We start from the raw sequence: 14,341 nt of genomic DNA, 5'->3' as shown, positions 1-14,341 counted from the left end.
ACAGCCTCCTATTGCACCGACCCGGCGCTACAGACAGCCGCGATCTCGCCGATATTCTGGCAGAAGGCAGGGCTTTCGAGGCGCGGATCCTCGACCAGCATCTGCGTGTCGCTGGCAGCTGGCTGGCCGGTGAAGAAAACCGGGACAGGCTGTCCGCTGCCATGGATGGTGGCGTTATAGGCAACAACGCTGGCGGTGTCGGCCGGCTGCACCACATCCGTGGTCTGCACCACCAGATCGGCGCCGACATAGGTCAATTCGTAATTCGTCGAGGCGGCAAGGCTCCCCTGTTCGATGGCATAACGGCCCGGCGCGCTTGCCGTGGTCGCATCGGTCGAGAGCGAGCCGCTGAGCGTGTCGCTGCCGGCCAGCCCGAGCCCGCCAACCGTGTAAGTGAGCGGCGGATTGGCTGCTCCCTGCGCCCGGCTTTGCGCATCGGCGACGACGGTGATCGATCGCTTGCCGATGGTGAAACCGGCGCCGGCAAAGCTGATGTCGTAGTTCGAATTGTTGGCATTGGTGATGGTGCCCTGGCCAATCGTATAGATCCCGACATCCTCTCCCGAAGCGCGATCGAGCGCGCCGACAAGAGCCGTGCCGCTGCCAAGGTCGGAGAAGCTGTAGCCAAGTGCCGGATCGGCATTGCCGTAGATCTTGCCCTGACCGGCATTGGCGGTCACCGTGACCGCCCGCTTGCCGATGCTGAAATTGGCGCCGACATAGGTGATGTCATAGTTCGTATTGGCGGCATTGGTGATCGTGCCTTGCCCGATCCCATAGGTGCCGACGGTCTCGCCCGTGCCACGGTCGAGCACGCCGACAAGCGCCGTGCCGCTGCCAAGGTCGGAGAAGGTGTAGCCGAGCGATGGGTCGGCATCGCCATAGGTCTTGCCCTGAGCGGCATTGGCCGTGACCGTGACCGCCCGTTTGGCGATCGTGAAATCCGAAGTGGCGAAGCTGATGTCATAGTTCGCGTTGTTGGCATTGGTCAGCGTGCCCTGGCCGATGGCGTAGGCACCGACATTCTCGCCGGCGGCGCGGTCAAGCGCTCCGATGAGCGCGATGCCGGTGCCAAGGTCCGAATAGCCATAGCCATAGGATGACGGGTCGGCATTGCCGTAGGTCTTGCCCTGGCCGGAATTGGCCGCGACCGTGACCGACCGCCTGGCAATGGTGAAATCCTTGCTGACGAAGCTGATGTCGTAATTCGCATTGTTGGCATTGGAGAGCGTGCCCTGGCCGATCGCATAGGCACCGGCATTTTCGCCGGCAGTGCGGTCAAGCGCACCGACGAGAGCGATACCCGTGCCAAGGTCCGAATAGGTGTAGCCCAGGGATGACGGATCGGCATTGCCATAGGTCTTGCCCTGACCGGCGGTGGCTGTGACCGTGACCGTGCGCTTGCCGATGCTGAAGTTCGAACCGACATAGGTGATGTCGTAGTTCGAATTGTTGGCGTTGGTCAGCGAGCCCTGGCCAAGGGCATAGCTGCCGACATCCTCACCCGAAGCGCGGTCGAGCGCGCCGACAAGGGCCACACCGCTGCCAAGGTCGGAGTAGGTGTAGGCATAGGATGACGGGTCGGCATTGCCGTACGTCTTGCCTTGTCCGGAGGTCGCCGTGACGATGACCGCGCGCTTGCCGATGCCGAAGGTCGAGCCAACGAAGGTGATGTCGTAGTTCGAATTGTCTGCGTTGGTCAGCGAACCCTGGCCGATGACATAGCTGCCGACATCCTCGCCCGAAGCGCGATCGAGGGCGCCGACCAGCGCCGCGCCACTGCCAAGGTCGGTATAGCTGTAGCCAAGGGTCGGATCGGCATTGCCATAGGTCTTGCCCTGGCCGGAATTGGCCGTGACGGTGACCGCGCGCTTGCCGATGCTGAAATCCGCGCCGGTGAAGGTGATGTCGTAGTTCGAATTGTCGGCATTCGTCAGCGTGCCCTGGCCGATCGCGTAGGTGCCGACATTCTCACCAGAAGCGCGGTCGAGCGCACCGACGAGAGCGACACCCGTGCCGAGATCTGAGCAGCTGTAGCCATAAGACGACGGATCGGCATCGCCGTAAATCTTGGCCAGGCCCGAATTGGCAGTGACGGTGACCGCCCGCTTGTCGATGCTGAAATCCTTGCTGACGAAGGTGATGTCGTAGTTCGCATTGTCCGCATTCGTCAGCGTACCCTGGCCGATGGCGTAGGCGCCGACAGTCTCACCAGAAGCGCGGTCGAGCGCCCCGACAAGAGCGACACCCGTGCCGAGATCCGAGTAGCTATAGCCGTAGGACGACGGGTCGGCATCGCCATAGGTCTTGCTCATGCCGGAATTGGCCGTGACGGTGACCGCCCGCCTGGCGATGGTGAAATCGGCGCCGACGAACGCTATGTCGTAGTTGGAGTTCGAGGCGTCGAGCGTACCCTGGCCGATGGCGTAGGTGCCTGCATTCTCGCCCGCAACACGGTCAAGGCTGCCCGTCAGCGTCAAACCGCCGAGATTGGAAACCGAGTAGGTGTAGGCAGCCGGATCGCTGTCGCCATAGACCTTGCCTTGCCCTTGATCGACGGTGACGGTGATCGCCCTTTTGCCGATGGTGAAATCGCCGCCGACATAGCTGATGTCGTAGTTCGCATTGTTGGCGTTGGTCAGCGTGCCCTGGCCGATGGCATAGGCGCCGGCATCCTCGCCGGCGTCACGGTTGAGTGAGCCTGCCAGGGCGACGCCATTGCCGAGGTCCGAAACCGTATAGGTGTAGGCAGCAGGATCGGCGTCGCCGTATGTCTTTTGCTGGCCAGGATCGGCCGTCACCGTGACCGCGCGCTTGGCGACGGTGAACAATCCGGCGCTGTTGAAGGCGAGCCCGTAGCCGGTCAAGGCAGCGATATCGCCAGCGCCGACAGTAATCGTATAAGTCCCGGCTCCGAGTTGCTGAGTGGCAAGCGTGAGTGGGGGTGAGAGCGACGGCGCGCCGCTGAAGGCGGTGGCGGCGCTGTCGCCGAGATAGGCGTTGGCCACCCCTGCCTGATAGCCCGACACCGTGTAGGTCAATGTCGGCATGGCGGTGTCGCCGTAGATCTTCGAAGCATTTTGGGAGGTGAAGGTCAGCGTCGGCTGGTAGGCAAACACATAGCGGTTGCCGCTCACGCTCACCGTTGCACCGGCTGCCGTATTCCAGACCGCCGTGTTGCCGCTGTTGAGATTGCCGAATGTGTTGCCGGTCGGTGCTGCCGCGTAGACCAGCCAGCGTCCGCTGGTCGCGGTGACGGCATCGCTGCCGCGGCTGTTGATGAACTTGCCGCCTGCCGCCAGCACGGGGTTCGCTCCGCTGACCGTGGCGCTTGCTGCGATCGTCAGGTCGCCTGATGTCCGCAGCTGCACCTGGCCTGTTGTGTTGGCACCGGTCGTGGTCGCGCCCCGCGCGCTGGCGACGCTGCCGATGGTCAGTCCGCCCAGATCGACAAGATTGACCGATCCCGCATTGGCGGCAACCGTGCCGACCTGGTTGCCGGCGTTCGTCAGGCTGAAATTGCCGGTACCGCCTAGCCACAGCGATCCTGCCGCCAGACTGCTCGTCTGCGTAACCGCGCCGTTCGACGACAGCGCCAGCGTGCCACTGTCGATCGATACCGCCTGGTCGAGCGCGAAGGTTGTCGCTGCCGTTTCGATCTGCCAGTTGGCGAAGGTGAGGCTGCCGACATAGGTCGACCCGACGGTGGCATTGGCGATGTTTTGCAACGCCGAGAGCGACGTGATCGAGCTGTCGGCTTCGTCGAGACGCCAGTTGCCGTAGACGTTAAGATTGGAGACGTTGCCGCCCGACAGGCCTGTGCGGAACGTCACGCCGTTTTGAGCGCCCGAGCTGTCGTTCGGATCCGCGTCGCGCACCGTGTAGGCGAGCACGCTGTTGTTGATCCAGCCGGTCGGCACGGCGATGTAGTAGTAGCCGTTGACGCCGGTAGTGACCGTGCCGATATCGACGCCGTTCGAGACGCCGGTGACGAAACCCGGGTTCTTGACGTAGTAGGGTTGGCGCGTGCCCGACGACAGCGGCGTGACGCCGCCGTCCTTATAGGCAATGCCGGAGATGGCCTGGACGCCGTTCGGATAAAAACTGCTCAGATAGGGATAGAGGCCGCCGGTCCCGCCACCGAAGGCCGCGCTCAGGGCCGTGGCGCCGCCTGATTGCAATTGCGCCGTGGTCAGGCCGGTGCTGGTGACACCGGGTGTGCCGCCGCTGCCCACGCCAATGGTCGTTCCCGAGGTGGTGGTGTCGAAATAGACATTAGTAACGGTCCCCCAGGAAAAGCCAACGCTGCCGCCGATGCCGGTGGCGCCCATCGTTCCGTTCACGGCCCCGGTCGAATAACCGTCGCTGAGCGAGCCCAGATTCAATCCGACCAGGCCACCGGTCTTGTCGCCGCCGAGAACCGAGCCGCTGGCATAGACCTGGCTGATCGTGCCGCTGTTGTAGCCTGCAATGCCACCTACGTTGTTGGAATCGCGCGATTGCACCGCCACCGTCGAGAACGACCGGGTGATCGTGCCGTAGTTGGTCCCGACCAGGCCGCCGGAGCCGCTAACGCCTTCGAGGTAGCCGCTTGCCCAAACGCCGGAGATCGTACCCTTGTTCAAGCCGGCAATAGCGCCGGTGTCATACGAGCCGCTTGTATAGCTGTCGACGAGGCCGACATTGCGCACCACGCCCGAGCCGCCGACATAGCCGAACAGGCCGACATAATTGGCCGGGATCTGCCTGACCCAGATCTGGTTGATGATGTGGCCAAGACCGTCGAACGTGCCGTTGAAGCCGTTGCCGCCATTCTGGATATTTGTGTTGCCGTCAGTGCCGAGGGCCGTGAACCCCATCAAATTGTTCCAGGAATAGGTGGAACTGGCCTCGATGTCGTTGGCGAGCGCGTAGCGACCGTTCAGCCCGCTGTTGATCGCCTGCAGCTGGTTGATGTCGTAGATCAGTGTGTAGCTCTGCCCGTTGATCGACAGCGCCTGCGCCCCTTGCGTCCCGGTGAAGGTGATCTTCGCACCAAGCGCATAGGAGGTGATGCCGCCGCTGCCGCCATTGTTGGTGACCAGGGACAGGCCGCCAACGCCGCCGATCGTGGCGCCGGCGTTGAAGACGATCGAATGATAGGCACTGAGCGTCAGCGTGTTGGCGCTCCAACTGATTGGCGCGGCGATGGTGATGTCCCCGGCCTGCGCGCCGCCGCTGCCCGTCGAGATGGTGACGTTGGCCAGCGCCAGCTGGTTCTGCAGCGTGGTGACATTGATGACGCTGTCATTGGAACTGGCGGTGAAACCGCCGGTATCGGCACCATTCGAGATGGTGACGTTGTAAGGGTCGAGCAGCAGGTCGCCGGTGTCGCCGAAGCGGGCGCGCAAGTCGACCGAACCGGTGAAGTCGAACCGCTGCTTGCCGGACACTTCCGTGAAGCCGCCGTCGCCACCACTGTCGCCGCCGCGTGCCGAGATCTTGCCGGCGAAATTCGTCTGCTCGTCGGACCACACAATGACCGTGCCGCCATTGCCGGTGCCGGTGGCGTCGGCGCTGATCGTCGTATTGGCATCGACGTCCGTCGTCTCGGCCCGCTGCAACGTGCCCGAACCCTGCTTGTCGCCGCCGATCTTGATGCTGCCGCCGCCATCCCTACCCGAGGCATCGACCTTGGCTGCCTTGAGCTTCACCTTGCGGCCGGCCACCGTGACCTTGCCGCCCGAGCCGCCAGCCTTGGCCGAGGCGTCGAGCGTACCGGAAATCTCGACTGAGCCTTGGTCGCCGCCGAGCACGATGGCGCCCGATTGACCGGACACAGTGCGGGCCTCGATGACACCGGACATGTTGACCGCCTGGCGTGCCGCATCGCGCACCGCCGCCGCCTTGAGTTCGACCGTCCCGCCATCGGCGCTGATTGTACCGGAATTGCTGACCAGCGCGTTGCTGCCGTCCGCCTTGGTCGGGACGGAAACCTGCAAAAAGCCGTCGCCGGAGAGATCGAGCGTCGCCTTCTCGCCCGAGCCGAGCCCGACCTTGCCCAAGGGCACGCTGATCGAGCCGGCATTGTCGACGCTGCCACCGATCAGTGCGGCATAGCCGCCATGGCCGATCGAGACGGAGCCTTCGTTTGAAACAGCCGCCGAGGCGCCTCTGCCCTGGAACGTGAGCTTGCCCGCCTTGAAGTCGTCATCGTTGATATCGAGCGAGGACCCGACGAAACCGGCGGCGCTGACCTTGCCGGTCTTGGAGATGGCGATGCCGTTGGGGTTGACGAGAAAGACCTGGCCATTGGCATTGAGTTGCCCAGCGATAGTCGACTTGGTGCCGCCGGTGACGCGGTTGAGCATCGTCGAAGTCGATGTCGGCTGGTCAATGTTGACGGTCGCACCCGCGCCGATCGAAAAGCTCTGCCAGTTGACGATGGCCGAGTTTGTCGACTGCTTGATGCTGAGTTGCGAGGATGATGGGTTCGAGATGGTGACGCCGCCCGACGCAACACTGCCGCCGGTCGGCAATTCCTGCGCCCGCGCCGAGGTGAAACCGACAAGCGCGGTCGAGGTCAGCAACAGCGCCATCAGTGGCGCGCTGGTGCGGTTGAGGTGTCGTGGGAAGAGGTCTTGGTTTCGCATGCTCACGCCTCAGAACTGGATGGCACCGGCGAGCGAAAAGCGATCGCTGGTCGGTACATGGTCGTCGCGATGCTGGCGGCCCCATTCCAGCGTCAGGCTGGCGTTGGTCGCATCGCCGGCAAGGGCCGTGCCGACCTTCAGGCCAAGCCCGTAGGACGCGCCGACAATGTCGGCCGTCTCGAGCACGGTCGGCATTTCGAGATGGAGCTGCCCGACAGCGCCGAAGACATAGGGCGATAGCGAAACGATGCCGCCGGTGAACGGCACGTACCATGGCGAGGACACCTCGCCGCGCAGCACATAGCCGGAATCGCCCTGCAGCGCGCCGGCGTCGAAGCTCGACAGGCCATTGGGGCCGGTGAGCCCGATCTGCTCCGACTGCAGCAGCGGCTTGCCGAACGAGGTCTGCGCGCGGGCATAGAGATCGAGGCCGAGATGGGTGGCCAGCGGCTGGCTGTAGCTGGCCTGGATCTCCAGCTTCTGGAAGTCGGCATCGGCCCCCTGGCGCGACAGCGGCAGCAGCGGCGTGGCGTCGGCGGCCGAGCGCGCGCCGAGCCCGTCAATGCCGAACGAGGCCACGACATTGCCGGTGAAGACGCCGCCGGGCGGCGTGAACCAGGTGGCGTCCGTGCCGAACCTGATGATGCGCAGCCGATCCTCGGCGATCGGCAACGAAATCGGCGTCACCGCATTGAGAAAATCGTTCTGCGCATCGAAGGAAAGTTCGCTGCTGATGGTCAGCTCGCGGCTGCGGATCCAGGGATAGCGAAGCCTGGCCGAATAACGCTCGAACTCACTGCCAAAGCCGAGCGTACCGGGTTTGGCGGTCGGGTTGGCGTGCGTGCGGGTGGCTTCTAGGTTGAGCGTCAGCCCGTCATAGCCGATCGGCACGACGATGCCGGCGGCATAGTTGCGGTTGCGCGGAGCATCGGTGAACAGCCCGCTCTCGCCGCCATCGGGATAGCCGCCGATGCGCACATAGACGAGTTCGCCGAGGCCGAGCAGCGAGTTGAAATCGACGCCGACGCCCGTCGACCAACGCTGCAGCGATGGCGACAGCGAGTTGTCCACGGTGACCTGGCCGCCAAGCGGGCGGTACTTGCCGTCGATGACCAGCACGCTGGCGCCCTTCGCGGCGCCGGCTTGCAAGGTCGAGCGCAGCCTGGCGCCCGGCGTGTCGCCGGCCAGAAGCAGCTTGCGCTCGATCGCCGACAGCTTGATGCTTTTCTGTCCGACCAGTGACGCCAGCGTTGCCTCGACCCGTCCGCGTATGCGCTCGGGCAGGTTGCTGGTGTCAATCCGTTCGAGGTAGCCGTCGATGACGACGAGCCTGAGCCTGGCGCCGTCGTTGAGCTTTTGCGCCGGCAGCACGACCCGAACCAGCGCGTAGCCGGCGCGGCCATATTCGGTCTCCAGCGCGCGCGCCGCGGCAAAGATTTCCGCCGCCGTCACCGTGCGATGGGCAAGGCCCGCGACGATCTTGCGCGTTGCCTCGGCCATGTCAGGCAGGCCGCCTTCGACACTGACATCCCTGAGCTTGACCTTCAGCTTCTCGGCGCCCGCCGGCGCCTCGAGACCCGAACCTTCCGGGATCGTAACGGCCGCCATGTTGGTTTGCGGCGGCGGCCGGAAACTTGGCGGCGTGATCTGGCTCGCGGTCTCGGCGAATGCACTGGCGGGCAGCCCTAGACATATCGAAGCGGCGAGCATGGCGGACCACCCACCACGCACCCCGGGCCTGCAGGAAACGGGCAGGCCTTTGGCTTGTTTGCCAATCGCGATCTTGCTTCTATACTTCACCCAGCCACTCGTAATTCGAGGTACATGCGGGCATGGCTTCGCCGCCGGGCGATCTCTGATCGCTCGTCTTTGCAGTCGTTTCTCGAATTCATGTCCGAAAGGCATGCCCCCGCCCCTCGGATGACGCGGAAACTATGCCTGGCCCTGATGAAGGTCAATTCAACCTGCGGCGGCTCGGCTGACTATTATTGGGAGGGGTTTTTCAAGCTATAGCAATCAGTTAGCAAGTTGCGCCAGCAACCTGTCGCACTTTGACCGCTCCGGTTCTCGGCATTTGGTACCTCTGGACACAAGTGTTGAAGGCTGGAAAATGAGCAACAAAACTAAGCCGTTGGAGTTGACTCGAAAGAGCAGGAGGATGGCGCTGAATTTGGAAGATATTGCCGGCCATCCGGCGTTGCATCGCTTCGTTCAGGAGCAGTCGCTGGCGTTGATCCAGATCTATGAAGAGAGCCCCAGGCTGGCTGCCATTTTTGCCACGCAGCAGCGCTGGCTGATGGCTCATGTCGGCCTTGCCATGCACTTCAGGCGCGACCCGAACGACCGCCGCAAGGAGCTGACGGTATCGCGTTTCATCGAGGTCGTGCACAAGAACACCGTGGCCAGCCGCAACACGGCGGACGCTTTCATCAAGGAAATGCTGCACTACAACATCGCCGAGTATGTGGCGGGCGGCGATGGCCGTACGCATCCGCTGCAACCGACGGCGGCCACCATTGAGAGATTCACCGGCTGGGTGATCGCCCATCTGCGCACGCTTGACCATATCGATGGCGGCGACCGGCTGACCAGATACCTGGACCGGCCCGACATGCTTGCGACGCTGCAGCCGCTGGTGGCCGACGGCCTGCTTGCGTCAAAGCCGGTGCGCGAACCCAACCAGACCTTTTCCCTGTTCATCTGGCTCAACAATGGCGGCATCGTCATGGACTGGCTGATGTCGGGCATCGATCCCGACCATGCCGGGCTGGAGCGGATACCGACCAGCGTGGTTTCGATCGGCGACTTCGCCAAATGGCTCAAACTGTCGCGGACCCATCTCAGCCGCAAACTGCGCACCGCCGAGGAACTCGGCAGCATTGGCTGGCTCGGCCAGCGTGGCCATTCGGTGATGTGGGTGTCACACGGCTTCTATGAGGAATACATGACCGTCCAGGCCGCCAAGCTGGCCGTCGTCGACAGCGCGTTCGAAGCCTGTTTTCCGCCATCGCAAGGCGGTGGCTGAGCAGCGCCGCGCACAAGGGCAAATTTCGGGGAAGATCGTGAAGCGGATTTCCGTCTGGAATTAAGTCGAAACACCCACTGTACACATTCACTCACTATTGACGGCCGGCGTCTGGACACGAGCCGCGAAGGCTGAAAATGTGGTTTTCGCGTCTTCGCGACAAGGGGGCTTATCGCAGGCGGGGGAGAATGGCGCTCACATTGGAAGAAATTGCCGCTCATCCGGCATTGCATCGCTGTGTTCGCGTCCAGGCGCAGGCGATGAACCAGACCTATGAGACGAACCCGCGGCTTTCCTCGGTGTTCGCCACGCAGCAACGCTGGCTGATGGCCCATATCGGCCTTGCCCTGTATTTCAGGCGCGAGCCTGACGACTATCGCAAGGAACTGACAGCGGCGCGTTTCATCGACGTGATCCGGCAGCATGCCGTGGCCAGCCGCAACACCGCCGACGCCTTCATCAAGGAAATGCTGCACTACGGTTTCATCGAGTATGCGCCGGCGACACAGGACGGCCGCATCCGCCCCCTGCAGCCGTCGGTGGCCTCGCTGGAGCCGGTTACCCTCTGGCTGATGGCGCATCTGCACACGCTGGACAGTCTCGACGGTGCGAACCGCCTGGCCCTTTTCCTGACCCGGCCGGACGCACTCGCCATGGTGCAGCCACGGATTGCCGATGGCCTGCTCTCGTCCAATCCGGTGCGCGAGCCCAAGCAGACCTTTTCCCTGTTCACCTGGCTCAACAATGGCGGCGTCGTCATGGACTGGCTGATAGCGGGCGTCGATCCGGATCATGCCGGCCTGGATCGAATCCCGACGGGTATCGTGTCGATCGGTGATTTCGCCAGATGGCTGAAACTGTCTCGAACCCATCTGGCGCGCAAGCTGCGCGATGCCGAGGACCTCGGTAGCATCGGTTGGCTCGGCCAACGCGGCAATTCGGTGATGTGGATGTCGCCCGATTTCTACCAGGAATACATGACCGCTCAGGCCGTGAAACTGGCCATTATGGATGCCGCCTTCACCGAAGCCTTTGCTTCGACGACAGACCACTGACCGGTGCGGCATCCCCCGTGTGGGGGATGCACGAATCCGCGATGGCCGCTAGCACTTCAGTTGTCGCCATGCGCGGCATTACGATTGGAGAGGGACCTGCATGAAAAAGCGTTACGAAAAGCCGACGCTGGACAAGCGTCAGAAATTGTCCAGCGTTACTGCGGCCTGTACGCCCTCCACCTGTGTCGATTGACGCTCGACGAGCCTGATCGACACTGACCGGAGGCAGACCTCGGCGTTCTCACTCGATGTCGAACGAGACGCCCTGGGCAAGCGGCAGCGCCTTCGAATAATTCACCGTGTTGGTGGCGCGCCGCATATAGGCCTTCCACGCATCGGAGCCGCTTTCGCGGCCGCCGCCAGTTTCCTTTTCGCCGCCGAAAGCACCGCCGATCTCGGCTCCCGACGTGCCGATATTGACGTTGGCGATGCCGCAGTCCGAACCGTCGACGCCAAGGAACCGCTCGGATTCCTGCAGATCGCGGGTGAAGATCGACGAAGAAAGGCCCGCGCCGACCGCATTGTGCTCGTCGAGCACGGCGTCGAAATCCGAATATTTCATCACATAGAGGATCGGCGCGAAGGTCTCTTCCGTCACCGGCGAGACCTGCTTCGGCATCTCGACCAAGGCCGGATGCACATAATAGGCATCCGGGTGGCCGTTCTCGACCCGCGTGCCGCCAGTCACCTTGCCGCCATGGGCGGTGGCTTCCGTCAACGCCTTCTGCATGGCGTCGAACGCCGCCTTGTCGATCAGCGGCCCGACCAGCGACGACGTCTCCAGCGGATTGCCGACCGACACGCTCTGATAGGCCTTCTTCAGCCGCGGCACCAAGGCATCGTACACGCTCTCATGCACGAACAGGCGCCGCAGCGTCGTGCAGCGCTGGCCGGCCGTGCCCATGGCGCCGAAGGCGATGGCGCGCAGCGCCATGTCGAGATCGGCGGTCGGGCAGACGATGCCGGCATTGTTGCCGCCGAGTTCCAGCACGGCGCGGGCAAAACGCTTGGCCAGCCGCGGGCCGACATCCCGGCCCATGCGGGTCGATCCGGTGGCCGAAACCAGCGGCACCTTGGGATGGTCGACCAGGATTTCGCCGACGGCGCGGTCGCCGATCAACACCGGCGCCAGGCCCTGCGGTGCATCAGTGCCGAAACGCTTCACGGCCCGCTTGAAGATCGCCTCACAGGCAAGTGCGGTCAGTGGCGTCTTCTCCGATGGCTTCCACACCACCGCGTCACCGCAGACCAGCGCCAGTGCGGCATTCCACGACCACACCGCGACAGGGAAGTTGAAGGCCGAAATGACGCCGACGACGCCGAGCGGATGCCAGGTTTCCATCATGCGATGGCCGGGACGCTCGGTGGCGATGGTCAGACCATACAATTGCCGCGACAGGCCGACGGCGAAATCGCAGATGTCGATCATCTCCTGCACTTCGCCGAGGCCCTCGGACGGGATCTTGCCGACCTCGATCGACACCAGCCGGCCAAGCTCGGCCTTGTGCGCACGCAATTCCTCGCCGAGCAGCCGCACCAGTTCACCGCGCCGGGGACCCGGCACCATCCGCCACGACTGGAACGCCTTGTGCGCGGCATCGATGGTCTTGGCCGCATCGGCGGGCGAAATCGTCTTCAGCGCGGCAATCCCTTCGCCCGTCACCGGGCTGCGCACGATCAGGTCGCCACCAACAAGCGCGTCCTTGGCCACACCCAGTTTCGCCAGAAGCTCAGCCGTTTCCTTCGCTATGGTCATTTTTATCCCTTTCAGATCCCGTAATAGGGCGTCGGGTCAAAGCCTCGCGCCATGTCGCCCGCGTGCCGAAAGGCACTTCTGGCGCAGTCATGGCGTGGCCTTACTCGTTTCAGGAGAAAATCGCCACCCCGACATGGTCCAAGGCCGGGCGACACGATTGAGCCAGACAGGCGGATGCTGCTCAGTTGGCTTTTTTCGCCGGCGCGCGCACGGCGCCGTCTTTCATCAGCCGGTCGATATGCATGCGGATATGGGCCGCTTCCGCTGCCGTGTTGGCAAGCGCGATGGCGCGGTCGAAGGCGACCCGCGCCTCCTCACCCCGGTCGAGCTGCATCAGCAGCCCGCCCTTGAGGCCGAAGAAGTGGAAATAGCCGGAAAGCCTGTCTTCCAGCGGCTCGACCATGGCAAGGGCTGCTTCCGGGCCGCGCACCTTGGAGACCGCCACCGCGCGGTTGAGCGTGATGACAGGCGACGGCTGCATCTGTTCGAGCAGGCCATAGAGCAGGTCGATCTCCACCCAGTCGGTGTCCTCGGCTCTCTCTGCCCGCGCGTGCAGCGCGGCAATTGCCGCCTGCACCTGGTATGGACCAGGTTTGCGATGGCGCAATGCCTTGTCGACCAGCGCCAGCCCTTCGTCGATCATCTTGCGGGTCCACAGGCTGCGATCCTGGTCCTCGAGCAAGACGATCTCACCGTTCTCGTCGAAACGGGCGGGTGCGCGTGCATGCTGCAGCAGAAGCAGCGCCGTCAGCCCCATGATCTCCGGCTCGGTCTGGAACAGCCGCAGCAACAGCCGGGCGAGCCGGATCGCCTCTTCGCACAGCGGCGCGCGGGCTGGCGCCTCGCCGCTGTTGGTCGAATAGCCTTCGTTGAAGATCAGGTAGACCATGGCAGCGACAGCGGCGAGCCGCTCCGAGCGCTCGACCGCGCCCGGCGTCTCGAACGGCACGCCGGCGTCCGCTATGCGCGCCTTGGCGCGGGTGATGCGTTGCTCCATGGCGCTCTCGCCGACCAGAAAGGCGCGCGCGATCTGCTTGACGGTGAGACCGGAGACGATGCGCAGCGCGACCGCAATCTGCTGCGTTGCCGGCAAATCCGGGTGACAGCAGATGAACAGCAGCCGCAAAATGTCATCGCGGTAGTGCGCACCGTCCAACCGCTCGGCAATATCGCTCTCGGCATCTTCCAGATCGGAAATCTGGTCCTCTTCCGGCATCGGCGCCTGCTTGGCGCGCTTGCGCACCGCATCGATGCCGCTGTTGCGGCCGACGAAGATCAGCCAAGCCGCCGGATCGCGCGGCGGCCCGTTCTGCGGCCAGTTCTTCAACGCCCTGAGACAGGCATCCTGGAAAGCTTCCTCCGCCGTATCGAGATCGCGGAAATAGCGCAGCAGCGCGCCCATTGCCTGCGGGCGGGCAGAACTGATCGCCGAGCTGATCCAGGCAAGTTCGGTCATACGGCCACCTTGGTGGGATTGAACACCGAGACTGGCCGGATCTCATAGGAGCCGCCGCTCGGGTTGACCTCGGAGAGCTCGCGGGCGAATTCGACGGCCTCGTCGAGATCGGCGCATTCCAGCGTATAAAAACCGAGGAACTGCTCCTTGGTCTCGGCGAATGGCCCGTCGATGACCACCGATTCGCCCTTGACCTTCCGCAGCGTGGTCGCTGCCGTCGTCGGCAGCAGCCGGGCCACCGGACCAAGCCGGCCGGCCTTGGCGTACTTGTCCTGAACGTTGAGGAGATTGGCCATAACCTCGTCATCCTGTGCCTTGCTCCAGGAGCTGACGACGTCTTCGGAGGCATAACAGAGGATGGCGTAGAGCATGGTTCGTCCTTTTCTGTATCAAAGGACGAAACAGTAAGACTGATCC

General features: G+C 63.6%; 7 protein-coding genes. 2 read left to right on the top strand and 5 right to left on the bottom strand.

Annotation, left to right across the window (positions count from 1 at the left end):
* Positions 1-8: 8 nt before the first annotated feature.
* Together JN279_RS11940 and JN279_RS11935 are read right to left on the bottom strand one after the other, a co-directional pair.
* Positions 9-6,632 (bottom strand): MBG domain-containing protein, encoded by a 6,624-nt coding sequence (locus JN279_RS11940; protein ID WP_202352849.1) that lies wholly within the window; start codon positions 6,630-6,632, stop codon positions 9-11.
* A 9-nt stretch (positions 6,633-6,641) separates the two neighbouring features.
* The gene (locus tag JN279_RS11935) at positions 6,642-8,342 is read right to left on the bottom strand and encodes a ShlB/FhaC/HecB family hemolysin secretion/activation protein (RefSeq protein WP_202352848.1); all 1,701 of its coding nucleotides are present in this window, start codon (positions 8,340-8,342) and stop codon (positions 6,642-6,644) included.
* A 448-nt stretch (positions 8,343-8,790) separates the two neighbouring features.
* Between JN279_RS11935 and JN279_RS11930 the strand changes: the two genes are divergently transcribed.
* Positions 8,791-9,657, top strand: coding sequence for a hypothetical protein (locus tag JN279_RS11930; RefSeq protein ID WP_202352847.1), 867 nt, complete (start codon positions 8,791-8,793; stop codon positions 9,655-9,657).
* Between the two features lie 188 nt (positions 9,658-9,845).
* Complete coding sequence (locus JN279_RS11925) at positions 9,846-10,712, top strand: hypothetical protein (protein ID WP_096449754.1); 867 nt, start codon at positions 9,846-9,848, stop codon at positions 10,710-10,712.
* Positions 10,713-10,953: 241 nt separating this feature from the next.
* On the opposite strand, the gene amaB is transcribed toward JN279_RS11925, so the two are convergent.
* From amaB to JN279_RS11910, 3 genes are all read right to left on the bottom strand, one after another.
* Positions 10,954-12,468, bottom strand: coding sequence for an L-piperidine-6-carboxylate dehydrogenase (gene amaB, locus JN279_RS11920; RefSeq protein ID WP_202352846.1), 1,515 nt, complete (start codon positions 12,466-12,468; stop codon positions 10,954-10,956).
* A 181-nt stretch (positions 12,469-12,649) separates the two neighbouring features.
* On the bottom strand, positions 12,650-13,924 hold the full coding sequence (locus tag JN279_RS11915) for an RNA polymerase sigma factor (protein WP_202352845.1): 1,275 nt from the start codon (positions 13,922-13,924) through the stop codon (positions 12,650-12,652).
* The gene (locus tag JN279_RS11910) at positions 13,921-14,295 is read right to left on the bottom strand and encodes a YciI family protein (protein ID WP_095199302.1); all 375 of its coding nucleotides are present in this window, start codon (positions 14,293-14,295) and stop codon (positions 13,921-13,923) included. The genes JN279_RS11915 and JN279_RS11910 overlap by 4 nt, the downstream gene beginning before the upstream one ends.
* Positions 14,296-14,341 lie beyond the last annotated feature (46 nt).

The organism is Mesorhizobium sp. 113-1-2 (assembly GCF_016756475.1).
GTDB lineage: Bacteria > Pseudomonadota > Alphaproteobacteria > Rhizobiales > Rhizobiaceae > Mesorhizobium > Mesorhizobium loti_C.
This window is presented reverse-complemented; position numbering and strand designations above follow the sequence as displayed.